The sequence below is a fragment of the Mesorhizobium sp. M0598 genome, assembly GCF_040320865.1.
Lineage (GTDB): Bacteria > Pseudomonadota > Alphaproteobacteria > Rhizobiales > Rhizobiaceae > Mesorhizobium.
In genome coordinates this window covers 157,408-180,508 of the sequence record NZ_JAMYQL010000011.1, presented here as the reverse complement: position 1 = coordinate 180,508, position 23,101 = coordinate 157,408, and the positions used below count along the sequence as shown (strand labels likewise).

Annotated in this window: 19 protein-coding genes; 15 read left to right on the top strand and 4 right to left on the bottom strand. The window is 59.7% G+C overall.

The annotated features are described in order from the left end of the window. Positions 1 to 37: 37 nt before the first annotated feature. The 12 genes from NKI59_RS16670 (at position 38) to NKI59_RS16615 (ending at position 12,938) form a co-directional block, all read left to right on the top strand. The gene (locus tag NKI59_RS16670) at positions 38 to 889 is read left to right on the top strand and encodes an electron transfer flavoprotein subunit beta/FixA family protein (RefSeq protein ID WP_352705428.1); all 852 of its coding nucleotides are present in this window, start codon (positions 38 to 40) and stop codon (positions 887 to 889) included. A gap of 18 nt (positions 890 to 907) precedes the next feature. After that, on the top strand, positions 908 to 2,017 hold the full coding sequence (locus NKI59_RS16665) for an electron transfer flavoprotein subunit alpha/FixB family protein (protein ID WP_352705426.1): 1,110 nt from the start codon (positions 908 to 910) through the stop codon (positions 2,015 to 2,017). 9 nt (positions 2,018 to 2,026) lie between these two features. After that, positions 2,027 to 3,334 (top strand): FAD-binding protein, encoded by a 1,308-nt coding sequence (locus tag NKI59_RS16660; protein ID WP_352705467.1) that lies wholly within the window; start codon positions 2,027 to 2,029, stop codon positions 3,332 to 3,334. An 11-nt stretch (positions 3,335 to 3,345) separates the two neighbouring features. Continuing rightward, on the top strand, positions 3,346 to 3,645 hold the full coding sequence (locus tag NKI59_RS16655; RefSeq protein WP_023678245.1) for a ferredoxin family protein: 300 nt from the start codon (positions 3,346 to 3,348) through the stop codon (positions 3,643 to 3,645). Between the two features lie 176 nt (positions 3,646 to 3,821). Next, positions 3,822 to 5,585: a nif-specific transcriptional activator NifA gene (gene nifA / locus NKI59_RS16650; protein ID WP_352705424.1), complete on the top strand. Its 1,764-nt coding sequence runs from the start codon at positions 3,822 to 3,824 to the stop codon at positions 5,583 to 5,585. A 237-nt stretch (positions 5,586 to 5,822) separates the two neighbouring features. After that, positions 5,823 to 7,301, top strand: coding sequence for a nitrogenase cofactor biosynthesis protein NifB (gene nifB / locus NKI59_RS16645; protein WP_352705465.1), 1,479 nt, complete (start codon positions 5,823 to 5,825; stop codon positions 7,299 to 7,301). Positions 7,302 to 7,333: 32 nt separating this feature from the next. Then, complete coding sequence (locus tag NKI59_RS16640; RefSeq protein WP_023678248.1) at positions 7,334 to 7,528, top strand: 4Fe-4S dicluster domain-containing protein; 195 nt, start codon at positions 7,334 to 7,336, stop codon at positions 7,526 to 7,528. A gap of 99 nt (positions 7,529 to 7,627) precedes the next feature. After that, entirely contained in the window at positions 7,628 to 7,948 is a 321-nt protein-coding gene (locus NKI59_RS16635; RefSeq protein ID WP_352491475.1) for a nitrogen fixation protein NifZ, read from the top strand. After that, entirely contained in the window at positions 7,945 to 8,157 is a 213-nt protein-coding gene (gene nifT / locus NKI59_RS16630) for a putative nitrogen fixation protein NifT (RefSeq protein ID WP_352705422.1), read from the top strand. The genes NKI59_RS16635 and nifT overlap by 4 nt, the downstream gene beginning before the upstream one ends. Positions 8,158 to 8,195: 38 nt before the next feature. Then, the gene (locus tag NKI59_RS16625) at positions 8,196 to 9,101 is read left to right on the top strand and encodes an SIR2 family NAD-dependent protein deacylase (protein WP_352705420.1); all 906 of its coding nucleotides are present in this window, start codon (positions 8,196 to 8,198) and stop codon (positions 9,099 to 9,101) included. Between the two features lie 73 nt (positions 9,102 to 9,174). Then, a complete protein-coding gene (locus tag NKI59_RS16620; protein WP_352705418.1) occupies positions 9,175 to 11,043 on the top strand; it encodes an ABC transporter ATP-binding protein in 1,869 nt (622 codons plus the stop codon). Next, positions 11,043 to 12,938, top strand: a complete 1,896-nt coding sequence (locus NKI59_RS16615) for an ABC transporter ATP-binding protein (protein ID WP_352705416.1) — start codon at positions 11,043 to 11,045, stop codon at positions 12,936 to 12,938. The genes NKI59_RS16620 and NKI59_RS16615 overlap by 1 nt, the downstream gene beginning before the upstream one ends. A gap of 600 nt (positions 12,939 to 13,538) precedes the next feature. Here the strand turns inward: NKI59_RS16615 and NKI59_RS16610 are convergent. The 3 genes from NKI59_RS16610 to nifA (NKI59_RS16600) all read right to left on the bottom strand — a co-directional run bounded on the left by NKI59_RS16610 (position 13,539) and on the right by nifA (NKI59_RS16600) (position 17,818). Then, a complete protein-coding gene (locus NKI59_RS16610; RefSeq protein WP_352705414.1) occupies positions 13,539 to 14,579 on the bottom strand; it encodes an LLM class flavin-dependent oxidoreductase in 1,041 nt (346 codons plus the stop codon). Positions 14,580 to 14,670: 91 nt separating this feature from the next. Beyond that, positions 14,671 to 15,810, bottom strand: a complete 1,140-nt coding sequence (gene hisC, locus NKI59_RS16605; protein WP_352705412.1) for a histidinol-phosphate transaminase — start codon at positions 15,808 to 15,810, stop codon at positions 14,671 to 14,673. A gap of 235 nt (positions 15,811 to 16,045) precedes the next feature. After that, positions 16,046 to 17,818 carry a nif-specific transcriptional activator NifA gene (gene nifA / locus NKI59_RS16600; protein ID WP_502901070.1) on the bottom strand — a complete coding sequence of 591 codons (1,773 nt, stop codon included), beginning with the start codon at positions 17,816 to 17,818 and terminating at the stop codon, positions 16,046 to 16,048. Positions 17,819 to 18,553: 735 nt separating this feature from the next. Here nifA (NKI59_RS16600) and NKI59_RS16595 point away from each other — a divergent pair. From NKI59_RS16595 to NKI59_RS16585, 3 genes are all read left to right on the top strand, one after another. Continuing rightward, entirely contained in the window at positions 18,554 to 18,763 is a 210-nt protein-coding gene (locus tag NKI59_RS16595; RefSeq protein WP_156937379.1) for a hypothetical protein, read from the top strand. A 54-nt stretch (positions 18,764 to 18,817) separates the two neighbouring features. Beyond that, positions 18,818 to 20,146, top strand: a complete 1,329-nt coding sequence (locus tag NKI59_RS16590; RefSeq protein ID WP_352705410.1) for a dicarboxylate/amino acid:cation symporter — start codon at positions 18,818 to 18,820, stop codon at positions 20,144 to 20,146. A 302-nt stretch (positions 20,147 to 20,448) separates the two neighbouring features. After that, entirely contained in the window at positions 20,449 to 21,480 is a 1,032-nt protein-coding gene (locus tag NKI59_RS16585; RefSeq protein WP_352705408.1) for a LacI family DNA-binding transcriptional regulator, read from the top strand. A 580-nt stretch (positions 21,481 to 22,060) separates the two neighbouring features. On the opposite strand, the gene NKI59_RS16580 is transcribed toward NKI59_RS16585, so the two are convergent. Beyond that, a complete protein-coding gene (locus tag NKI59_RS16580) occupies positions 22,061 to 22,990 on the bottom strand; it encodes a LysR family transcriptional regulator (RefSeq protein WP_352450743.1) in 930 nt (309 codons plus the stop codon). Positions 22,991 to 23,101 lie beyond the last annotated feature (111 nt).

The following is a 23,101-nucleotide window of genomic DNA, read 5'->3' as shown; positions in this document are numbered from 1 at the left end:
AAGCCCGCATCCGGACAGGAGCCTAGAGAAACCGCCAATGCACATCGTAATCTGCATCAAGCAGGTGCCGGACTCGGCACAGATAAGGGTCCATCCGGTGACGAACACGATCATGCGCCAGGGTGTTCCGACTATCATCAACCCTTACGACCTGTTCGCCCTCGAAGAAGCCCTCAGACTGCGCGACGCCTACGGTGGCGAAGTCACCGTGCTCACTATGGGTCCGCCCATGGCAGAGGACGCGCTGCGCAAGGCGCTCGGTTACGGCGCCGACCGAGCGGTGCTCTTGACCGACCGCTATTTTGCCGGCTCCGACACGCTGGCGACCTCGTTCGCCCTTTCCCAGGCAATCGCGAAGGTTGGCGAGACGTTCGGCACGCCAGACCTCGTCTTCACCGGCAAGCAGACGATCGATGGCGACACCGCCCAGGTCGGGCCCGGCATCGCCAAGCGCCTCGCACTCCTGCAACTGACCTATGTCGCGAAGATCGCCTCTATTGACCTTGCTGCACGCGAGATCAAGGTCGAGCGCCGCTCCGAAGGCGGCACACAGATGCTGAAGAGCAGGCTCCCTTGCCTCATCACCATGCTGGAAGGCACAAACGAGATCCGCCGGGGCTCGATCCAGGACGCCCTGTGCGCCGCGCGCAGCCAGGTCTTGAAATGGAGTGCGGCCGACGCCGGCATTGAGGATCTCACCAAATGCGGCCTGCGCGGTTCACCGACGGTCGTCAAGCGCGTTTTCGCCCCTCCTGCGCGGGCGGAAAAGGCGGCAAAAATCGACACCGCCGAGATGGCTTTGCGCGATGTCGCTGACGAACTCATCACGGCAATCTTCACCCGCCAGCCGGCATTGGAACATGAGCTCGCCTTCAACGGCGGCGCGTGAGAGGGCAAGGATCAGACGATGTCGAACGCGAACCGAGAAACCCCTCGCCCTGCCGCCGGCCGTGCCGGCATAAAGAAGGAGCTGCCCGCGCATTTCAAGGACTACCGGCACGTTTGGGTTTTCATCGAGCTCGAACGCGGTCAGGTCCATCCCGTATCATTCGAACTGCTCGGCGAAGGCCGCATGTTAGCAGACAAGCTTCAGGTCCAGCTTGCGGGCGTCGTGCTTGGACCGCCGGGGGAGGCCATCGGGAACGCCGTTGCCGAAGCCTTCGCTTATGGTGCCGACCTGGTCTACATCGTCGAGGAGCCGCTGCTCGCCGACTACAGGAACGAGCCTTTCACCAAGGCGATGACGGATCTGGTCGATACCCACAAACCCGAGATCCTTCTTCTCGGTGCCACCACACTCGGCAGGGATCTTGCCGGCTCCGTGGCGACGACCTTGCAGACAGGGCTCACGGCCGACTGCACCGAACTCGATGTGGATACCGACGGTTCGCTCGCCGCCACCCGTCCGACTTTCGGCGGTTCCTTGTTGTGCACGATCTATACGCTCAATTTCCGCCCCCAGATGGCGACAGTGCGACCGAGGGTCATGCCCATGCCGCAGCGGGCGGATAAACCGGTCGGGCGTGTCATCCGGCACAAGCTCTCGGTAGCCGAGGACGAGATCGTTACCAAAATCCTCGGCTTCCTGCCGGATAGTCAGTCGGCAAAGGCAAATCTTGCCTATGCCGACGTCGTGGTTGCGGGAGGCCTCGGTCTAGGCGCGGCGGAGAACCTGCAGCTTGTGAAGAATCTCGCGCGAGCAATCGGCGCCGAGCACGGCTGTTCGCGCCCGTTGGTCCAGAAGGGCTGGATGCCAGCTGATCGGCAGATCGGCCAAACTGGCAAGACCATCCGGCCGAAGCTTTACATAGCGGCCGGGATTTCCGGCGCCGTCCAGCATCGGGTTGGCGTGGAGGGGGCGGATCTCATCGTGGCCATCAACACCGACCCGAACGCGCCGATTTTCGATTTCGCTCACCTCGGGATCGTCACCGACGCGATCCGCTTCCTGCCCGCACTGACGGAAGCCTTCACCCGGCGGCTGTCGCCCCACAGTCGCGATAAGCTTGCGAGCTAAGGGATGGACATGATTGAGGAACAATTCGACGCCATTGTTATTGGGGCCGGCATGTCCGGAAACGCAGCTGCTTACACCATGGCCAGCCACGGCCTGAAGGTGCTGCAGTTGGAGCGGGGTGAATATCCGGGCTCCAAGAATGTCCAGGGTGCCATCATGTACGCGAACATGCTGGAGAAGATCATCCCGGATTTCCGGGACGATGCGCCTCTCGAGCGGCATTTGGTTGAACAGCGGCTTTGGGTGATGGACGACACATCCCATACCGGGATTCACTATCGGTCGGACGACTTCAATGAGGCGAAGCCCAACCGCTACACGATCATTCGTGCCCAGTTCGATAAATGGTTTTCGCGTAAGGTGCGCGAGGCCGGCGCGACGGTTCTGTGCGAGACGACCGTGACGGAACTCATCCGTGACGCCAAGGACAGGGTGATCGGCGTCCGCACAGACCGGGCCGGCGGAGCCATCTACGCGGACGTGGTCGTCCTCGCAGAAGGTGTTTCCGGGCTGCTTGGCACGCGGGCCGGCCTGCGCGAGATGCCGAAGCCGCAAACCGTGGCGCTCGCCGTCAAGGAAATGCATTTCCTGCCCGAAGAGGTCATTGAGGAGCGGTTCGGCCTCAAGGGCGATGAAGGCTGCGTGATCGAGGCGGTGGGCACGACCTCCCGCAGCATGGCCGGGCTCGGCTTCCTCTACACCAACAAGGAGTCGATCTCACTGGGCATTGGCTGCCTCGTCTCCGATTTCGCGGCGATGGTCGAGAGCCCTTACGTCCTCCTCGACGCCTTAAAAACCCATCCTTCGATCCGGCCGCTGATCGCCGGCTCGGAAGTGAAAGAATATTCCGCGCATCTCATTCCCGAAGGCGGCTACAAGGCTATTCCGCAGCTCTTTGGCGACGGTTGGGTCGTGGTCGGCGATGCCGCGCAACTGAACAACGCCATTCACCGCGAGGGTTCGAACCTCGCCATGACCTCCGGCCGCATCGCGGCTGAGGCAATCATCGAGGTCAGGAGCCGCAACGGTCCTATGACCAAACGGAATCTCGCCCTTTACAAAGCCATGCTGGACAAGTCCTTCGTGGTCAAGGACCTAAGGAAATACAAAGACATGCCGGCCTTGCTCCACACCAATTCCTGCAATTACTTCACGACTTATCCGCGGTTGATGTCGCAAGCCGCGCAGAACTTCATGCGTGTCGACGGCATGCCGAAGATCGAGAAGGAAAAGGCGACCACGGCGGCCTTCATCAAGGCGCGCTCGCGCTGGGGGCTGGTCAGCGACGCGGTCCGCCTTGCATTGGCGTGGCGCTGAGGGGAGATGAAATGACGATCGCAGTGACGAAGTCACGTGTCGAGGACAAGCTTTACCAGAACCGCTACTTGGTGGATTCCGGCCGTCCGCATATCAAAGTGCGACCGCACGAGAGGCCAAGCGCGAACTTGCTCGCGCTGACCCACGTCTGCCCGGCGAAATGTTATGAGTTGAACGACAAAGGTCAAGTGGAGATCACTGCCGACGGCTGCATGGAGTGCGGCACCTGCCGGATTTTGTGTGAGACCAGTGGCGAGATCGAGTGGAACTATCCACGCGGCGGCTTCGGAGTCCTCTTCAAATTCGGATGACCGAGGCACGCACCGTATCAACAGGGTCAATCTTGGTACACCTGAGGTCGGGACCAAGGCCAAGTCTATCTTTGCTGGAATGGCCTCGCAACGAAGAGAAGCTCGTGAATACTGTGCTTTCAGAATTCAGATACAAAAGGAGGAGCACTCTGGACGACAACCCCTGAGGTGTTTCCATGGCTCACGTACCGCAAGATCGGGTCGACGAGGTAGCACCTCGGGATACCCGCCCTGAACCGCCCATCAAAAGCATGCCCCAAGCAGATATCGCGCTCAGGGGACTCTACGAGATATCGAAGGTGCTGACCGCCCCCACCGAGCTGGAGATTACGCTCGCCAATGTCGTGAACATCCTGCCTTCGTTTCTGCAGATGCGTCACGGAGCAATCGTCGTCCTGGACGCTGAAGGAGAGCCGGAGATTGCCGCAACTGCCGGCAACATCCACGCACCTCAATCAGGCACTCGCCGCGTCATACCACAGGCCATAACAGATCAAATCGTCGCTACGGGGACGCCGCTGTTCATACCGGACGTCCGCAAGTCCCAACTATTTCAGGCTGACCTTCAAACGTCTTCGAGCAGCGGGACCATCCCAATTGCCTTTATCGGTATCCCGCTAAAGGCTGATCATAAGATCCTTGGGACATTGTCGATCGACCGCGCCGGAGACGGCGTCACCGACTTTCGCGACGACGAGGACACATACTTCCTGACGATGGTCGCCAACCTTGTCGGCCGGACCATCCGTCTCCATCGCACCCTGAGTACAGATCGTCAGCGGTCTGTCCATGAACAATGGAGACCGGAGAAATCGCCCAACGAGGGGAGGACCTACGACCCTGCCCGGCATGCGGATGCCAAAATCGACGGGATCATCGGGGAAAGCCCCGCACTCAAGCAGGTGCTCGAAACCGTCTCGGTCGTAGCAGGGACCAATTCCACCGTGCTTCTGCGGGGTGAAAGCGGCACCGGCAAGGAATTCTTTGCGCAAGCCATCCATAAGCTCTCACGTCGGAGGAAGAGGTCTTTCGTCAAATTGAACTGCGCCGCACTGTCTGAAAGCGTTCTGGAGTCAGAACTGTTTGGGCATGAAAAGGGCGCTTTCACGGGTGCTATCTCCCAGCGCGCCGGTCGTTTTGAATTGGCAAATGAGGGAACGCTGCTACTTGATGAAATCGGCGAGATTTCGCCGGCCTTTCAAGCCAAGCTGTTGCGTGTCTTGCAGGAAGGCGAGTTGGAGCGAGTCGGCGGCACCAAAACGCTACAGGTCGACGTGCGCCTCATATGCGCCACCAACAAGGACCTCGAGACGGCCGTCATAAAAGGGGAGTTCAGGGCCGACCTTTATTACCGCATCAATGTGGTGCCAGTTATCCTGCCTCCGCTCAGAGAGCGACCCGGCGATATTCCACGCCTTGCGAACGCGTTCCTCAACCGATTCAACAAGGAGAACGATCGCGCACTTGCCTTCGCGCCGTCGGCGCTTGACCTGATCTCGCAATGCTACTTCCCTGGTAACGTCCGCGAGCTGGAGAACTGCGTCCAAAGGACGGCCACACTTGCGCGTTCAAGGACGATCACGCCATCCGATTTCGCCTGTAAGAAGAGCCAGTGCCTTTCCTGGCTCCTCTGGAAGCGAGCCGACCGCTCGAATGGCGGCAATGCCATCGACGATCTCGCACGGTTCAACGAAGTGCCCGTCGGATTGCGGCTGCCGGCCAGTCGCATCGGTGCCTCCGCAGGCAAGGTATCTCCCCTTGCGGCGGGCGATCCGAACGATCCCGCTTGTCCCCCGCGTCTGACGGAACGCGACCGGCTGATCGACGCGATGGACAAGGCCGGTTGGGTTCAGGCCAGGGCGGCTCGTATCCTCGGCCTCACGCCGCGGCAAATCGGCTACGCGCTGCGCCGGCATGGTATCGAGGTGAAGAAATTCTAGACGTCGTGATGACGTCAAACGTAAGCCCGGAGTAGTCTCCCTCACACTCTGCGCGCCCAAGGCTGGTAGCCTTCGCGACCCGATTTGCTTGTCCACTGTCGGAAGCCCGACAAAGGTGTGTCGGAGCAATCCCACGGAATCCGACACGAAAGCCAATTCGTGAACCAAAACCGCTCTTTGAGCTGGCATAGCTCTTGCGGTTTGAACTGCGACATTCACCAGCCACGGAGCCGTTCGATGTCCGCACCGGCAATTTCGCTTGAGAGCCTCAGCACGACATTCGATGACGAGTTGCTTGCCACCGTGCAAGCCGGTGGCTGCGCGTCTTCGTCCTGCGGCTCGTCGATAAAGCCGGACGACACGGATCCGGCTATCTGGGAGAAGATCAAGGATCACCCCTGCTTTTCAGAAGAGGCGCATCACTATTTCGCGCGCATGCACGTCGCGGTCGCGCCCGGCTGCAATATCCAGTGCAACTACTGCAATCGCAAATATAACTGCGCCAACGAAAGCCGGCCTGGGGTGGTCTCCGAAAAGCTGACGCCCGACCAGGCGCTACGCAAGGTGATCGCGGTCGCCAACGAGGTGCCGCAGCTTTCCGTGGTCGGCATCGCCGGACCTGGCGATGCGTGTTACGATTGGAAGAAGACGAAGGCAACGTTCGAACGAGTCGCCAGGGAAATCCCAGACATCAAGTTTTGCATCTCCACGAATGGGCTCGCGCTGCCGGACCATGTCGATGAGCTTGCCGACATGAATGTCGATCACGTGACGATCACCATCAACATGGTCGACCCTGAGGTCGGTGCAAAGATCTATCCTTGGATCTTTTACGACCATCGCCGCTACGTCGGCATCGAAGCCGCCCGGATCCTGCACGAGCGCCAGATGTTGGGTCTGGAGATGCTGACCGCGCGCGGCATCCTCACCAAAATCAATTCGGTGATGATCCCCGGCGTGAACGATGAGCATCTGATCGAGGTGAATAGATGGGTCAAGGAGCGAGGCGCGTTCCTGCACAACCTCATGCCGCTGATTTCGGACCCGGCGCACGGCACGCACTACGGACTGAGCGGGCAACGCGGCCCAAACGCAATGGAGATGAAGGCTCTTCAGGATCGTGTCGAAGGCGGCGCCCAGTTGATGCGCCACTGCCGGCAGTGCCGGGCAGATGCCGTCGGCCTGCTCGGAGAGGATCGTGGCCAGGAATTCACAGTCGACCGGATTCCCGGCGAGGTCACCTACGATGCCAGCAATCGCAAGGCCTATCGGGAGCTGGTCGCGGAGGAGCGCCGTGATCACGTGGCGGCTAGGAGAGAAGCGATCGGATTGGTCAAGGCAGCGAGCCCCGGCAAGTCCCTTCTCTTCGCGGTGGCGACCAAGGGCGGCGGCCGCGTCAATGAACATTTCGGCCATGCGAAGGAATTCCAGGTTTATCAAGCCTCGCCGAGAGGGATCAGTTTTGTCGGGCATCGGAAGGTGGAGCAGTATTGCCTCGGCGGCTGGGGCGGAGAAGCCGCCCTCGATGGCGTCATCGCAGCGCTTGAAGGCATAGATATCGTGCTGTGCGCCAAGATCGGAAACTGCCCGCAGGATCAGCTCGCCGACGCTGGAATCCAAGCCACCGACGCATATGCCCACGACTATCTCGAGACCGCAATCAGCGCGATTTACGCGGCCGCGTCTGGGACCCCCGCACTCGCGGCGACGGCCTGAGCGCGTCTCATCCATTCGGACCAGGAGTTAAAATGGCTTTCAAGATCATCGCATCCCAATGCACCCAATGCGGCGCCTGCGAATTCGAGTGTCCCTCCGGCGCGATCAAGTTCAAAGGCGAGAGCTATGTGATCGAGCCGCAAAAGTGCACCGAATGCGAGGGGGTCTTCGATGCGCAGCAATGTGCCTCGGTATGCCCGGTGCCGAAGACCTGCGTTCCTGCGTGACGGACATTGGGCCGCCGACATGGTCGGGGATGCCTTCGCAGGACACCTGGAACGCCTTTGTTCACAATCTGCAGCCTCAAGAGAAATCAGGGAACGGACATGTCGCTCGGACGCGAAGAGGAGGTCGAAATCCGCAGGCCTCCACGATTCATGCCGGGAGAGCGGGTACGTGCCACTCGCCACATAAAGAATGACGGCACCTATCCTGGCAGGGAGATCGGCGAAAATCTCGTGCGGAAGGGCGACGAGGGATATGTGCGCGACATTGGCACCTTTCTCCAGCAGTTCTTCATCTATGCGGTCGAATGGATCGATCGTGGCACCGTCGTCGGCATGCGAGCGCGTGAACTGATGAGCCTCGACAAAGCCGAGGCGCCCTGCAGTGCTGAAAACAATACCAATGAAGGGACGGCCAGATGAAAGTCATGATCCGCAGGACCGATGCTGGCTTGTCGGCGTATGTCCCCAAAAAGGACCTCGAAGAGCCGATCATCAAGCTTGAGAAGGAAGAGTTGTGGGGCGGAACTGTGACGCTCAGGAACGGGTGGCGGCTCCTCCTACCCGATCTTCCACGGGATACGCGTCTGCCGATCACCGTCCAGGCAAGGAAGGTTTCCGAAGAGGACTGATGCTGCCCCTTGATAAGGTGCGTCGCGAGGAAACGAGCATGAACACCATCCTGACATCGGGCCACCTCGTCATCGTGCGGGACAGTTTTGCCGAAAAGCTGCTTGACCTGGCGGAGGAAGCGCTCGCCGCCGATGAGGTGATCCCCTATCTCGGTCCGGGTCTTCTTGAATTCAACTGTGCGGAACCGCCTGTGCCGCATACGCCGGAGCTCGTTGCCGCGGCACTCAATGCGCGGGCGCCAGCCCCTTCCAGGATCCGCACCAATATGTGGTCGGTTGCGCAGTTCATCGAACAGCGCCGGCATCGCCGGACGCTGCAAGCTTGGATGACCGACATATTCGCAGCGCCGGTGGCGCCTACCCTCCTCCACGCCTGGCTCGCAAGGCTGCCGCTCTCCCTCATCGTCGACAGCTGGTACGACGGCGCGATGCGCACGGCTCTCGTAGAGACCGGCCGAACGGACGTCGTTGAGATACAAGGCGTCACGCGGGCGAACGAAATCGGTAACATTTGGACGAAAACCTACGATTTGTCCGGGAGGGAACTCGACCCCCGATCGGGGGCAAAGACGGTTCTCTATACACCTCACGGGAGTATTAGGCCGGCGCAAAACTTTCTCGTCGCAGATTCCGACTATGTCGAAGTCCTGACCGAAATCGATATCCAGACACCGATCCCAGACGTGGTGAAGGAACGCCGCATCACCCGCGGATTTTTCTTCGTTGGCTGCCGCTTCAACGATCAGATGCTGCGCACCTACGCCAGGCAGATCATGAAGCGCTCCCGAGGTCCACATTGCGCGGTAATGGACGCGGAAACGCTGACCAGAAACGAATCGCGTTTCTTTGCGGCATGCGGAATCACGGTGATCGACATGCCAGTAAGTGAAGCCGCGGCTCGGCTTATAGGAACGGGCACTGCTGCAGGTGGTGGACAGGATTAACAATGGCGGGCCCCTTTGATGATTGGTCCTTCGGCTTGCCTCGAAGGCGAAAAATGCAGTCGGGAATACACCCGTGAGCAGTGATGCTATCGACAGCGCAACGAACGCTCTGAATTCGTTGACCGATGTGGAAGCGGCGCGCTGGGGCCGGGATTTGAGTACGCTGTTGCGCATCACGTGTTTGAATTTGCGGCATCCCTGGCAGGTCGCCTTCGCTATGGGCTCGACGATCATGGCGGCAATCCTCCAGTTGCTCATTCCCCAGCTTCTCGGCCGGGCTGTCGACCAGACCCAGACAGTTATCGGGGGCGGTGTCGCGGGGAGCGCGGCAGGACAAGCGCTCTGGGCCCCGGCTCTCCTGCTGCTCGCCGTCAGCGCGCTGCGCGGCGTTTTCACGATGGCGCAGAACTATTTTGCCGAAGCCGTCGGGCATCATGTCGCGTACGAACTGCGGCTCGCCTACTACGACAAGATCCAGCGTCTCAGCTTTTCCTTTCACGACCGGGTCCATTCAGGCGATCTGATCACCATCGGAATGCTCGATCTCCAAGGCGTGCGGATGTATTTTTCCACCGCGCTCGTTCGCGTGGTCCTGCTCACCATGCTGATCGGGATCGGCGCCTACATGATGATCTCGACCGATCCCATGCTCGGCCTGGTCGCGCTGAGCTTCGTGCCTTTTGTCGCCTGGCGCTCATCGACCACACAGCTTAGGCTGCGCGCCACCTGGCTCGACCTGCATGAGCGGCTTTCGGTACTAAGCCGCGTGATGGAGGAAAATCTCGCAGGCATCCGCGTGGTCCGCGCTTTTGCGGCTCAAGCCTATGAGATGCTGAAGTTCGACGGCGCTTCCAAGAACGCGCTCGACCTCGCCAACGACCGCGTCGACATTTACGTGCCCAGCACGTCGGCGATGACCTTGTCCTTCTTTTTCGCAATGGGATTGGTGCTCTGGATCGGTGGCAGCAAGCTCGTCGCTGGCGAGATCAGCGTCGGAACGGTGGCGACCTTCCTGACCTTCATGACAATCCTGCAAATGCCAGTCCGCCAGATCGGCCTCATGGTCAATGCCTTTGCCCGCGCTTCTAGCTGCGGTTCGCGGCTTTTCGGTCTCCTCGATCAGGAGATCACAATCAGGGATGCTCTCGAGGCCAGACCGCTTGAGATAAGCGACGGCACTCTGCGCTTCCACAATGTCTCGTTTGCGTACCCCAGCGCCGAAAACCGCGCCATTCTGAAGAACCTCAGCTTTGAGGCCTGTAGAGGCGAGACGATCGCGATCGTCGGTCCGCCGGGTTCCGGCAAATCGACGATGGCTCATCTGGTCCCCCGCTTTTACGACGTGACCGGTGGCGCCATCACGCTGGACGGCCAGGACATACGCAATGTCACCCTCGCGACGCTTCGCAAGGCGGTCGCCGTCGTACAGCAGGATGCATTCCTATTCACCACCACGATCGAGAACAACATCGCTTATGGCGATCCCTGGGCGAAGAGAGAGCGAATAGAACGCGCTGGCGAATTCGCCCAGCTCCACAACTACGTACTCGGGCTCCCAGCAGGCTACGAGACGGTCGTGGGCGAACGCGGCGTCTCTCTCTCTGGCGGCCAGCGCCAGCGTCTCACGATTGCTCGCACCATGATGCTGCGCCCCTCCGTCGTCGTTTTCGACGACTCAACGGCCGCGATCGATGCCGGCACCGAGCAGCGCATCCGCGCGGCGATGCGGCGCTTCGCCAAGGATCGGGTGACGATCATCATCGCGCACCGGCTGAGTGCGCTTATGCACGCCGACCAGATCCTTTTTGTCGATAAGGGCGAAATAGTAGAACGCGGGACGCATCAAGAGCTTTTGGCGAAGCGGGGACGCTACAGGGCCCTTTACGATCTCCAGACGCGCCCGGGTGATGACATCATGACCCAGTATGGGGGTGCCCGCTGATGGCCCAGGGCCGCGCCGGCGAACTCGAAGCCGAACGTGACGACGGCAGACGCCCTCCGCGCGCGGTTGTCGGCTCGCACCGTATCGAGGAGGAGATGTTCGGCCGGGCTTTCGACAAGAGCATCCTCCGGCGCATCTGGGCCTTCGTCCGTCCCTATCGTGCCAGGGTAGTCATCACGATTGCCGCAATGCTGATCTTCACCGGGACGCAGCTTCTCGTCCCGTTGATCATCCGCTCCGCGATCGACCAGGGCATGAACCCGGCAAGGACCGATCGCTCAGCCCAGCTTGCGGCCGTCGGCGCGTTCGTTTTGGCGATTTTGGTCAATTTCACCGCCGGCTACATACAGGAGACGGTGGTTGGGAAAGTGGCCGAAACTGTCCTGTTCGACATCCGCCGCGCCATGTTCGGCCATCTGCAGAAGGTTTCGCTCTCCTTCATGCACAAGACCGAGGTCGGACGCCTGATGTCGCGCCTGCAAGGCGACGTCAACTCCATACAGGAATTCCTCGAAACCTCGGTATATTCCGTAGGCGATGTTGCGCTTCTCTTCGGCATCGTTTTCGTAATGCTGTGGCTCGACTTCCGCCTCGGCCTCCTGACGCTCTCGGGCCTGCCGGTCCTGGTGATCGTCCGCATTGTCTGGCTGCCGCGTGCCCGCGACGCCTTCATGGCTGCACACGAGACTAATTCCGTGGTCAACGGCGCGCTGGCCGAAGCCATTCACGGCGTGCGCACCGTCCAGTCCATGGACCGCCAGCAGGTGAATTCCATTCTTTTTGACGACAAGGCCCATGCCAACCTCAGGACCCACCTGATCGCTGCCAAATATGCACTGGTCATGGTGCCTATCGTCGATGGCCTCACCGGCCTCGCCATGGCCGCCGTTATTGTGGTCGGCGGCTCGATGGTCATGAATGGCCGCATAGATGTGGGCATATTGGTTGCCTTCCTATTTTACATCCAGCGCTTCTTTGACCCGATCCGCTCACTCTCCCTGCAATATTCGGTCATGCAGCGCGCCATGGCCTCAGGCAAGCGCCTGACCGATGTGCTCGACGTCAAGATCGATGTTCAGGACAAACCCAATGCCGAGGTGCTTTCGCCCGAAATGGACGGCTCGGTTGAGTTCAGGGACGTCACCTTCGGCTACAATCCGAACCGTTCGGTGCTGAAAAATGTTTCCTTCCGGGTCAATCCCGGCGAGACGGTCGCACTGGTCGGGCCGAGCGGTTCTGGCAAATCGAGTGCGATGGCCCTGGTCCACCGCTTCTATGATGTTCAGCAGGGCCAAGTGCTGGTCGGCGGACATGATGTGCGCGATCTCACCCAGGAATCGCTCGGCCGCCAGGTCGCCATGGTGCTGCAGGAGCCGTTCCTGTTCACCGGGACGGTCTTCGAGAACATTCGATACCACAAGACAGAGGCCACGCGCGACAAGGTGATCGAGGCGGCCAAGGCGGTCGGCGCCCACGACTTCATCATGAGCCTCGCCGACGGGTATGAGACCCAACTTGGCGAACGCGGCGACAACTTATCTCTCGGACAGCGCCAGCTTATCAGTTTCGCCCGCGCCCTCGTCGCCGACGCCAAGATCCTCGTGCTCGACGAAGCTACCGCCAACATCGACAGCTACACGGAAATGCAGATTCAGAAGGCTCTGATAAAGCTGCTTGAAGGGCGCACTGGCCTCGTCATCGCCCACCGTCTTGCCACGATCCGGGGTGCCGACCGCATCATCGTGCTTCAGAATGGCCAAGTTGTTGCGACTGGCAACCACGATCAGCTAATAGCCGTGGGGGGCCTGTATTCCAAACTCTACAATCTCAACTACGCCTCCTTCGACGATATTCCCGAACACGATACGACCGTACAAGCCGGCTCCGAGACCTGACGTCTTGGCGGCCTTGTGGTACTGGCATTGACTTCGGGCGTGCCGGCGGACACTCAGGCCGCCGAAGACGAGGAAGCAGGCAGCATTCATGCAAAGCACTCGCGCAGATCGTGAAGACCGGCTGCGAACGATTTCCTTCAGCATCGTTATCCCGACCGCGGTGCACCCCGCGGCATCGGGCGAACTCGCTCCAGGTGGTGTCCCTCGGCGTAGCAAACCCGCTCGCGAGCGCGCCCTCAACAGCGCCGTAGCGAGTGACGGCTTTGCTACCGCCGAGCCGCTGATGAAGCTGGATCTGGGCGCCGCACCGGCGCCGCCCCGGGCGAGAAGAACCTCTGCGGCGGGCTATGTGCAACGACTAGCGCGAGCGCGACGAGCAGACGCGTGCCGGCACCGTGGCGCGCTCGGCCATCATCTCCTTAGGATCGTGCAGGCTCACACGGAGCCTAGACGCCAGCCAACGCACAAACACGGCAATCTGTGCTGCCGCTCGTGCGTCAGTTTGGCCTCCGTCCCGATCTTGCCGTCTCCACCACGTGCACGCTCGAGCACGTGGATGCCAGGGAGCGCTGCTATTTTTACCTTCCGAAAATTGCCTGGTCAGCCAACTCGAGCCATGATTTCGGATTGAATGGTCGTCGCGGTGTATAGGGAAGCGTCTAGCGGCAGATTCCCAAATGCCAGTTGACAAAGAAGGTAGTTGGCACCTGCCTCTTCCAACTGACCAAGCAGAGCTTCTCGCACAGACGCTGCTGATCCTACCACGCACAATTCACTCTCGACTGCCGCATCGAAGGTCAGCGGCAGGTTGGGTGGAGTGGGGATAGCGTTAAGCTCGTAAAGGAATTGGAAGCTCTTGAGCCATCGTTCGTAAGCAGGTGCCGCGAGCGAATAGGCATGTGTGTCACAACGCCCAACCACGACCATGCGGAGCAATCCAATAAATGGCGCTTGATCGCCCGCGCCAGCGTTGTCCTCTTGATAGGCGCGGAACGCATCAGTAGTTTTGCGAACAGAAGAGGAAGGTCCTACACACGCGATATTTGCTCCATTCGCAGCGGCCCAGGCTGCGGACTCGGGTCGATTGGCAGCGACCCATGTCGGCGGATGTGGACGCTGATGAGGTCTTAGCGTCAAAGGAACGTCATTGAGCTCAAAATGGCGGCCTTGATAGCACAGCGTGCCGACCTTCATCGCATTAACAAGTATTTCAATAAGAATTTCGCTGGCTTCCGCATAGCGGCCCGGCACCGCGTCCGCACCAATCCCGAAGTAACCCAATTCGATCGGGAGAGCACCGCGCCCTATGCCCAGTTCGAGCCTGCCACCGCTCAACTGGTCCAGCATACAGATCTCTTCGAACGCACGCAGCGGATGATAAAGCGCAAGCAGCATCACCAAGGGTCCGAGACGCAGGCGCCGGGTGCGCTGGGCGACGCTCGATAAGAACAGATTCGGCGATGGACCTCTCCCATGGGGGGTACAGTGGTGCTCTGCGAGATGATAGGCATAGAACCCTAGCTGATCGCACGCCTCTGCTAATATCAGGCGATCTTCGTACTGCCGGGCGATATCGCGGCCGTCCTCGTCCAGATGATCGAAGATGCCGAAGGCTAGGTTTGAAGGAAAGACGTTTGTCACTCGATATTGTCCCCGATTTTAAGGCAGGCTGTTCTCTTGCTGGGATGACCAAGCAAGTCGAAAGATAGCAGTGTGTGATCTCGGATTAGCGTCAGCGTACCGAACACGCAGAGCCTGACGCTCCCCTGCCCGTAGTGCTTGGTATGTTTAAGCTTCCAACTATATCGCGAGCGGCAGCAAGAAATGCATCCAATTGCTCTTTTGTGCCGATGCTGACGCGGATGCAATGTTCCAAACCATTGTCCGGAAAGTAGGCAACGAGTATCTTTTGCCTTTCCAAGGCTGCTTGCCACCATGAGCCGTCCTGTCCCGCTGGCACACGGGCTAGCAAGAAATTTGCGTGGGAGGGCGTTACGGAAAATCCAAGTTGCGACAGTGCGGCTGTCACTCGCTGTCGTTCATGTCTGATGTGCTTGTGGTTCTCTGCGTAGGCGCCGCGATGCGCAAGCACGCTGATACCAACCGCATGCCCGATCACGTTCATGTTGAAGACGTTCTGGATGTTGCGCAGCCTGCCAATAATCTCAGGGTGACCGAGACCGAAACCGACGCGAATGCCGGCGGCGGCATAGCTCTTCGAAAATGTTCTCAAGATCAGAAGGTTCGAATAACGGTTGATGAGGCGCAGCCCGTGATCGGGTGCAAAGTCGACGTAGGCCTCATCAAGGACGACCAGGCGATCCGATTGTGACACGAGGCGTTCGATATTGCTTATCGAGAGGAATGTTCCGGTCGGATTGTTTGGATTGGCCACTAGAATGAACTTGGCGTCTTTTGCCGGACCGGAGAGCAATTGCTCCATTGGCAGCGAATGAGTTTGACATCCGATCTCGAGAAACTCAGCACCATGCAACATGGCAAGTTTGCGGTTGAACGAAAACCCTGGCGATATCATCGCCACCTTGTCGCCAGGGGCGAGGAAAGCTCTGTAGATGAGTCCGAGCAGTTCAGACGACCCGTTGCCTGCGATGACCTGATCCGTGGATACGCCATAGGTATTGGACGCTGCTTCCCTCAAGCTGATGTTATCGTCGTCCGGATACAGATACTGGCGATTGAGGGCCGCCACTGCACTTTGCATTATGATTGGCGGCAACGGAAACGGGTTCTCATTCGTATTCAGCTTGACAAAACTTCTGTCCGGCGCTGGTCCGTTGGACGGCAGAGCATCTAACTGTCGCGTCCCTTGCGGAAGAGACGAAAGCACAGCTTGCAGTTTTGCATCGGACATATTTTATCTCCGTTTCAGTCGCACAGGTTCATCCGTATGAGCTCGCAACGAGAGCAACATGGCGGACGGATTGACGATGGCAGCGTCGCCTTTCACAAGATGGTCGCAACGCCGGCTGCCACGGGAATTCGGCCAGGCTGTCCTCGGTCGGATCGACTTGACGCGGACGCGGACCTGCATCCCTGCGCGGGCCAAGCCGCTAAGCGGTCTCAGCTAATCCGCCTGAGTCATGCTTTCACAGACGCTTGACCTCGATGCCGTATTTCCTCAGCACGTAGCCAATCTGGCGCGGGGTCAGTCCAAGCAGGCGCGCCGCCTTTGCCTGCACCCAGCCACATCTTTCCATGGCAGCAATGACGCGCTCGGCGTCGGTGGTCCTCGCGCCCAATGAGTGGGTTGCTCCGGCAGGCGGGACTGTGGTGGCGGCCGAACGAGCGGCCGCATCCGGAGGCGTGGCCGGATTCACTGCCTCTGGCAGGATTGGCGCTGGTTGCAGCGCGGCCTTGCCCGATCTGCTCTTCCGCAGCGCCTCGGCAAAGCACTGGTCGTGGGAGCACGCAAAGTCGTTTCTCCCGATTGATAGTCCCTCCGCCAGGATCGCTGTCCGGTGCACGCAATTTTCAAGCTCGCGAATGTTGCCGGGAAATTCACATTTCATCAGTACTTCAATCGCACGCGGATCGAAGGTCAGCGTACGGCCGTTCTCATCGTTGAAATTCTTGAGAAACTCAGCTGCGAGGAGCGGAATATCGCTGCGCCTTTGGCGTAACGCCGGCACCAGCAAGGGAACCACGTTGATGCGATAATATAGGTCGGCGCGGAACTCATTCCTTGCAACCGCCTCTTCAAGGTTCCTGTTCGTGGCGGCAATCACGCGAACGTCGACCTTGATGGTCTGGTTGCTGCCGACGCGCTCAAACTCCTGCTCCTGCAGGACGCGCAGTAGCTTTGCCTGGAAGGAGGCCGAGATCTCGCCGATCTCATCCAGAAACAACGTCCCCTTGTCGGCGAGCTCAAAGCGGCCCTTGCGGGAATTGAACGCGCTTGTGAAGGCACCCTTCTCATGACCGAACAATTCGGATTCCAGGACTGTCTCTGGCAGCGCTGCACAATTGAGTTTGATGAAGGGCCGCTTGGCGCGCGGCGAGAACTCGTGAATTGCCTTGGCGACCAGCTCCTTCCCGGTACCGGATTCGCCTCGCAACAGAACCGTGGTCTTTGCCTTAGCTACCACTGCGATCTTCTCGAGCAGCGCGCTTAGCGCCGGACTATCGCCAATCATTCCCTTGACGTGAACCTTCTTGCGCTGCGGTGCAGGGTGCTTGACATCAGAGAATTGCGTTTGCAGCCGATCTTCCACCTCCGTCGGTCGTTCGCGGTCGCCCGCGGAGAAGCGGTGCAACTTGACTGTCTGTCCCACCATGTTGGCTATCATGGTGAGCAGCCGGACATCATAATCGAGCCGATACGTTGACCTGCTGTCCAAGGCGCGGTCGATAGTCAGCGTGCCTACGGCGTTCCCATCAATACGAATGGGAACGCCGATGAAGGACATGGTGTCGGAGGCCCCAAGCACCTCTACGTCAGCGGCAGTGAAGGCCGAATGCACCGCTATGTTCTCGGCGACGAGCGGCGTGTCCGTCGTCACAATCAGATCGATTGCCTTGCGCGGCAGGCGCATCCGGGAGCGCTCATCGCTGTTCTCGTCGCAGCCGGTGACTACGGTGATGTCCAGTACGCCCTCAGCGTCGAAGAGAGCGAAGATGCCGTGCCGCATCTGCACAAACGAGGGCAGGAGATCGACGACCTTGGCCAACGTGACTTCGAGCCGGGCGGGGTCGGTGAGTACTTTCGATATTTCGAAGATGCCGGTAAGCGCGTGCTCATGCGATGGCACAAAAGGGACCGCGGTGTTCATCTCGGACTTTGGGTAAGCCCTTTTCGCATCCGGAAGCGAAATGCGGCACTCGCTGGCATTTTGTTCTGATTTGGGAATGTTGTGGTGCATATGATCCTCGATCTCGCGCCATGAAATGCATGCCGGCGGCATGTGCGCCCGCGACGTCGCGGGCAAGCGCGAAAATGCTCTGACGTGAACTCGTGCCACCGCCGTGTGGTCGAGTGCAAAGCGGGTCGACCCCTGACGCATCGCTTGGCTCTCCCTCCACGAAGCTTGGCCACGTTCTCGGCTTGCACGGGGGCAACCACACGTTGATTTTCAAAAGACTGGAGCGAGGCGAGATAGTCAATCGAGCTTTCTTTCATTCGTGAAAGGAAACCTCGCGGCCTATGATAGAATTCATCAGTTCTAATTTTTGTCGGCGATGTTGAACGACAGAAATACGGCGCCGGCGATGCGGTGCCCGAGCGGCTGACCGCGCCGAGTTGCCGGGCCGTGCCAGTCACCAGCGCCTGCGAACCAGGGGCGGGAGCGATAATCACTGCCGACGACACTGGTCGGTCGCGGCAACCGCCATTTCCTCGATATTGATGACGCAGATAAGGCGGCGGCGTCGCGTGTGAAGGCGCGAAGGTGGCGGTCGAGCGCGGCTTTCTCGGCGGTGCTCGGAACTTCTGAACCGCATCGTCGCGGTCAGCACCAGCGGCGTCAATCCCTACGTCTCGACGTCGCTTTCAAGCTGTCGCTGCAGCGGCAGCGCGGCAAAGAACACGGCAATTCTGCGCCCTGGTGCCAGCGATGCGGCCCTTCCCAAAGTCGGCAAACCGAGGAGCCCGCCACGATGTGCAGCAAAACCGCAAGCCAGAGAGATCGACCGGCAATCTGCCGGAGAACATCAAGCGCGTGCTGGACGGCGGCCTTGTCATTCCCGTCTTGTGCCACCGCATTCATCCCATCATTGGCGAGCCCAACGTCAGTTCAGGTCATGCGGATCCATTTGGCATGGGTATTGCGGCGGCGTTGGTGCAGCGTTCGACCGGAGCGCCGCGATAGGGAGAAGCCCGGGAGAAGTCACGCCACCTCGATCCGGTCAGGGAGAGAGAAACGGTGTCAGCTGCACAAGTCCGCGGCGCGAGTCCCGCGCCCCGCAAACCCTTCTATGCCAAGCTTTACGCGCAGGTGCTTGCCGCCATCGCCCTCGGCGTCGCAATTGGCTATTTCTATCCGGGGACCGGCGAGAGCCTGAAGCCGCTGGGTGATGCCTTCATCAAGCTGGTCAAGATGATCATCGCGCCTGTCATCTTCCTGACAATTGCGACCGGCATTGCCGGCATGAACGATCTTCACAAGGTCGGCCGGGTCGCCGGCAAGGCAATGGTCTATTTCCTCACCTTCTCGACGCTCGCGCTGATCGTCGGCCTGATCGTCGCCAATGTCGTCCAGCCTGGCGCCGGCCTCAACATCGATCCGGCCTCGCTCGATGTCCAGGCCGTGAATACCTTTGCCGCAAAGGCCCACGAGCAGTCGGTCACCGGCTTCCTGATGAACATCATCCCGCCAACGATTGTCGGTGCCTTCGCGGAAGGCGACATCCTGCAGGTGCTGTTCTTCTCGGTTCTGTTCGGCATGGCGCTCGCGATGGCCGGAGAGACGGGCAAGCCTGTCGTTTCCTTCCTACAGGCGCTCATCGCGCCTGTCTTCAAGCTCGTCGGCATTCTCATGAAAGCCGCGCCGATCGGCGCCTTCGGCGCAATGGCCTTCACCATCGGCAGATATGGCATCGGTTCGGTCGTCAACCTCGCGATGCTGGTCGCGACGTTCTATTTCACCGCCTTTCTTTTCGTGTTCGGGGTTCTCGGCGCGGTCTGCCGCTACAACGGCTTTTCGATCTGTTCTCTCATTCGCTACATCAAGGAAGAGCTGCTGCTTGTCCTCGCAACGTCCTCCTCGGAGGCCGCGCTCCCCTCGCTCATGCAGAAGATGGAGAAGGCGGGCGCCAGGCGTTCGGTTGTGGGTCTCGTCATCCCGGCCGGATATTCGTTCAATCTGGACGGCACGAATATCTACATGACCCTGGCGGCCCTCTTCATCGCGCAGGCGACGAACACGGATCTGTCAATCGGCGATCAGGTTCTGCTGCTGCTCGTTGCGATGCTTTCCTCCAAGGGCGCTGCAGGTGTGACAGGTGCGGGCTTCATCACCCTGGCTGCTACGCTCGCCGTAGTTCCGAGTGTTCCCGTTGCTGGGATGGCCCTGATACTCGGCATCGACCGCTTCATGTCCGAATGCCGGGCGTTGACGAATTGCGTTGGTAACGCAGTGGCATCCCTCGTCGTCGCCCGCTGGGAAGGAGAATTGGACCAAGCGCAGATGAAAGCCGCCTTCTGCGGTCATCAGCTTGCCGAGGCATCAAACCGGCTATCCTCCGCCGAGTAAGGGCGACGCACCGCGACCGGTTTCGCCAAGCTGGTCACATGACCTGAACGATCGACTCGCAGGCTCTAAACGGCGCCTCACGGACCATGTATCAGAAGCGCTAAATGTGTGAGTGCAAATCATCGCCGCCCTAAGCGAATGAACCTTCCGTTATACCCGGCCGGTCTACGTCTGGAGTAGTCCAATACGCTGTCGATCATTCAGTATGCGGGCGTCTCCACTTTGCCCACCCGAAAGCATTGTCGAATCGCGCTAGGTGACAGAGAGCCAGCCTGCGTCAAAAACCAATCAGAATAGGACCCATGACCAAGCGCCCCACAATTACCGATCTCGCCCGCGAAGCCCGAGTCAGCGTAGCAACGGTCGATCGGGTTCTGAACGCCCGCCATCCGGTGCGCGAGGAGACCGCGCGGCGGGTCCACGACGCCGCCCACGCGATCGGCTATCATGCTGCCGGGCTCATCAAGCAGCGCTTGCGGCGAGACCTACCGTGCTACCGTCTGGGCTTCATCTTGAGAAAACCGGCCCAGCATTTCTACCAAGACTTTGCGCGCGAGGTCGAAGCGTCGGTCAATTTGGCCCAGTCCTTCCACGGCATTCCGCTCATCCAATTCGCCGCGTCACATATGCCGAGCGACCTAATCGCACCGCTCAAGGATTTGGGCGCACGCTGCCATGCGATCGCGATGGTGGCACCGGACCACCCAAAAATTACAGCAGCGGTTGAGGACCTCAAGGCCAAAGGCATTCCGGTTTTCTCGCTGCTTTCCGACTTCGCCGCCGGCGTGCGACAGGGCTATATCGGCCTCAACAACCGCAAGGTGGGGCGCACGGCCGCTTGGATGGTGTCCAAGGTCGCAAAACGGCCCGGCAAGGTGGCGGTGTTTGTCGGTAGCCATCGTTTCCAGGGGCACGAGCTCCGTGACGTCGGCTTTCGCTCCTATTGCCGTGAGAACGCGCCGACGTTCGAGGTGCTCGATCCGCTTGTGAACCTGGAGAAACGGCAGGTCACCTACGAGGCAACGCTTGATCTCATGCAGCGGGAACCCGAGCTCGTCGGCTTCTATGTCGCCGGGGGCGGCATGGAGGGCGCCATCTCCGCGGTCCGGGAAGAGGGTAAAAGTCGCGATCTCGTCGCGATCGTGAATGAAATCACGCCGGAATCTCGGGCGGCACTCGCTGATAACATCATCACGATGGCGGTCGCCACGCCAATGCGCCGGCTTTCCCAGGAGCTGATAACGCTGATGACGCGGGCTATCGAGACCGGCACTGCTGAAACACCAGGACAGACATTTCTGCCGTTCGACATCCATCTGCCGGAAAATATATGAAACTGATGGCTTCTATCGTAAGCGGGGAGTTTCCTTTCATGAATGAGAGAAAGTTGATTGATTATCCCATCCACGCGGGGTAGCCGCACCCCACAGGCCTCAGCCGCGGCCCAGGATGAAGCGCCGATTGGGTGAACGGATCGGCCGCGCGTTCAGCCCGAAGCGCGAGGTAAATTGCCTACATCCGCAGCGTCAATCGCGACCGGCTTCATTGCCAACATCTCGACGTTGTCGGTGCAGGGCGGTGTCGTCAAGGATGCCTCACGCCAGTAGCCGAGCGAGGCCGGCACAGTCCATTGGGATTGACCTCGTCGACCGGCATCTCCTCGCCTGGCCGCGCGTGAAAAGCCGCGGCAAGGCCGGCAAAGTTGGCATTTGAGTGGGGCTAGACATCTTCTGGGACTTCGCACGCGAAATCGGAGGCGGCAGTCAACTCAGCACCAACCCGGGCATGTGTTCTGCTCGTTCCTGGCCCTCGTACTCAGCAAGGAACTGCGCCGCTCTGCCGGGCCAAAGGCCTGGCGCCCGAATGGCAACCGCTCCTACGCGATCGCGACCGCCTCCAGGAAGCCCGAGACGCTCAATAGCTTTCAAGCAAAGGCGCCAGGCGAGATGCCTCCTGCAACATCATTTCCCGCATCCACAGGCTTGCCGGATCAGTATTGTGAAGCGCGGGCCATTGGACGGCCTCCGTGAATGCGGGATGAGGAAGTGGCGGCGGAAGTCCGACAATCCGCAGGGGTGTTGTTGTTGCGAAATGCTGCGCCAGCCGTAAGGGCATGGTCCCGATGCGGTTGGTGCCTGATAGGACGGGCGCGATCAGGCTAAAGCCCTGTACGACGACCTCGATGCGTCTCTCGAAACCGTGCTCGAGCAAATACCACTCCTCCATGGTGGGCTGCCGGGTGTGCCTGAATTTGAGCACGACATGCCCCATCGACAAGTATCGCTCGAATGTAAGTGGCTCTGACAGCTGCTTGTTCGTGCCGCAGCCTACGCATACGAGCATATCTTCGAACAGGGCTGCGCGAGGATGTTTCGACATGAACACTTCCGGCATAATCAGAAAATCAACGTCGCCGCGCCGGAGAAGCTCCTCGGGGTCGTCGCAAATAGGCAGACATTCGAAGCGGACGGCGGGAGCTTCCCGCGCAGTACGCTCTACGATCCTCTTAAAAAGCACGAGCGTGAGGTAATCGGAAAGCATGATTCGGAAGAGACGATCCGATTGGGCTGGGTTAAAGGCGTCGGAGGAAATAATCGATAGCTGGATGTGCAGCAATGCGTCCCGGACTGCTGGGGCAAGCCCCTCCGCGCGCGGTGTCAAAATGAGCTCGCGGCCGTTCATCGTAAATAGCTCATTGCTGAAGTAGGCGCGTAACCGAGCGACGGCGGCGCTCATGGCCGGCTGGCTCAGGTTAATACTGTTGGCCGCGGCAGTGACTTTACGCTCCCTGATCAGAGCGTCCAGCACAACGAGGAGATTCAGATCCAGCCCCTTAAACCGCATATCCTGATCTATCCAGCGTGTGGATGGGCATCATCTAAACAATCAATTTTACGAATTTACGAACCATGCATTAGAGGAACGTAAATGACCGACGTCAAGCTCAAATCGACG

Excerpts from the sequence above, each read along its gene's own strand:
- NKI59_RS16670 (WP_352705428.1), top strand. The coding sequence starts at position 38 with ATGCACATCGTAATCTGCATCAAGCAGGTGCCGGACTCGGCACAGATA.
- NKI59_RS16665 (WP_352705426.1), top strand. The coding sequence starts at position 908 with ATGTCGAACGCGAACCGAGAAACCCCTCGCCCTGCCGCCGGCCGTGCC.
- NKI59_RS16660 (WP_352705467.1), top strand. The coding sequence starts at position 2,027 with ATGATTGAGGAACAATTCGACGCCATTGTTATTGGGGCCGGCATGTCC.
- NKI59_RS16655 (WP_023678245.1), top strand. The coding sequence starts at position 3,346 with ATGACGATCGCAGTGACGAAGTCACGTGTCGAGGACAAGCTTTACCAG.
- nifA (WP_352705424.1), top strand. The coding sequence starts at position 3,822 with ATGGCTCACGTACCGCAAGATCGGGTCGACGAGGTAGCACCTCGGGAT.
- nifB (WP_352705465.1), top strand. The coding sequence starts at position 5,823 with ATGTCCGCACCGGCAATTTCGCTTGAGAGCCTCAGCACGACATTCGAT.
- NKI59_RS16640 (WP_023678248.1), top strand. The coding sequence starts at position 7,334 with ATGGCTTTCAAGATCATCGCATCCCAATGCACCCAATGCGGCGCCTGC.
- NKI59_RS16635 (WP_352491475.1), top strand. The coding sequence starts at position 7,628 with ATGTCGCTCGGACGCGAAGAGGAGGTCGAAATCCGCAGGCCTCCACGA.
- nifT (WP_352705422.1), top strand. The coding sequence starts at position 7,945 with ATGAAAGTCATGATCCGCAGGACCGATGCTGGCTTGTCGGCGTATGTC.
- NKI59_RS16625 (WP_352705420.1), top strand. The coding sequence starts at position 8,196 with ATGAACACCATCCTGACATCGGGCCACCTCGTCATCGTGCGGGACAGT.
- NKI59_RS16615 (WP_352705416.1), top strand. The coding sequence starts at position 11,043 with ATGGCCCAGGGCCGCGCCGGCGAACTCGAAGCCGAACGTGACGACGGC.
- hisC (WP_352705412.1), bottom strand. The coding sequence starts at position 15,810 with ATGTCCGATGCAAAACTGCAAGCTGTGCTTTCGTCTCTTCCGCAAGGG.
- nifA (WP_502901070.1), bottom strand. The coding sequence starts at position 17,818 with ATGCACCACAACATTCCCAAATCAGAACAAAATGCCAGCGAGTGCCGC.
- NKI59_RS16585 (WP_352705408.1), top strand. The coding sequence starts at position 20,449 with ATGACCAAGCGCCCCACAATTACCGATCTCGCCCGCGAAGCCCGAGTC.
- NKI59_RS16580 (WP_352450743.1), bottom strand. The coding sequence starts at position 22,990 with ATGCGGTTTAAGGGGCTGGATCTGAATCTCCTCGTTGTGCTGGACGCT.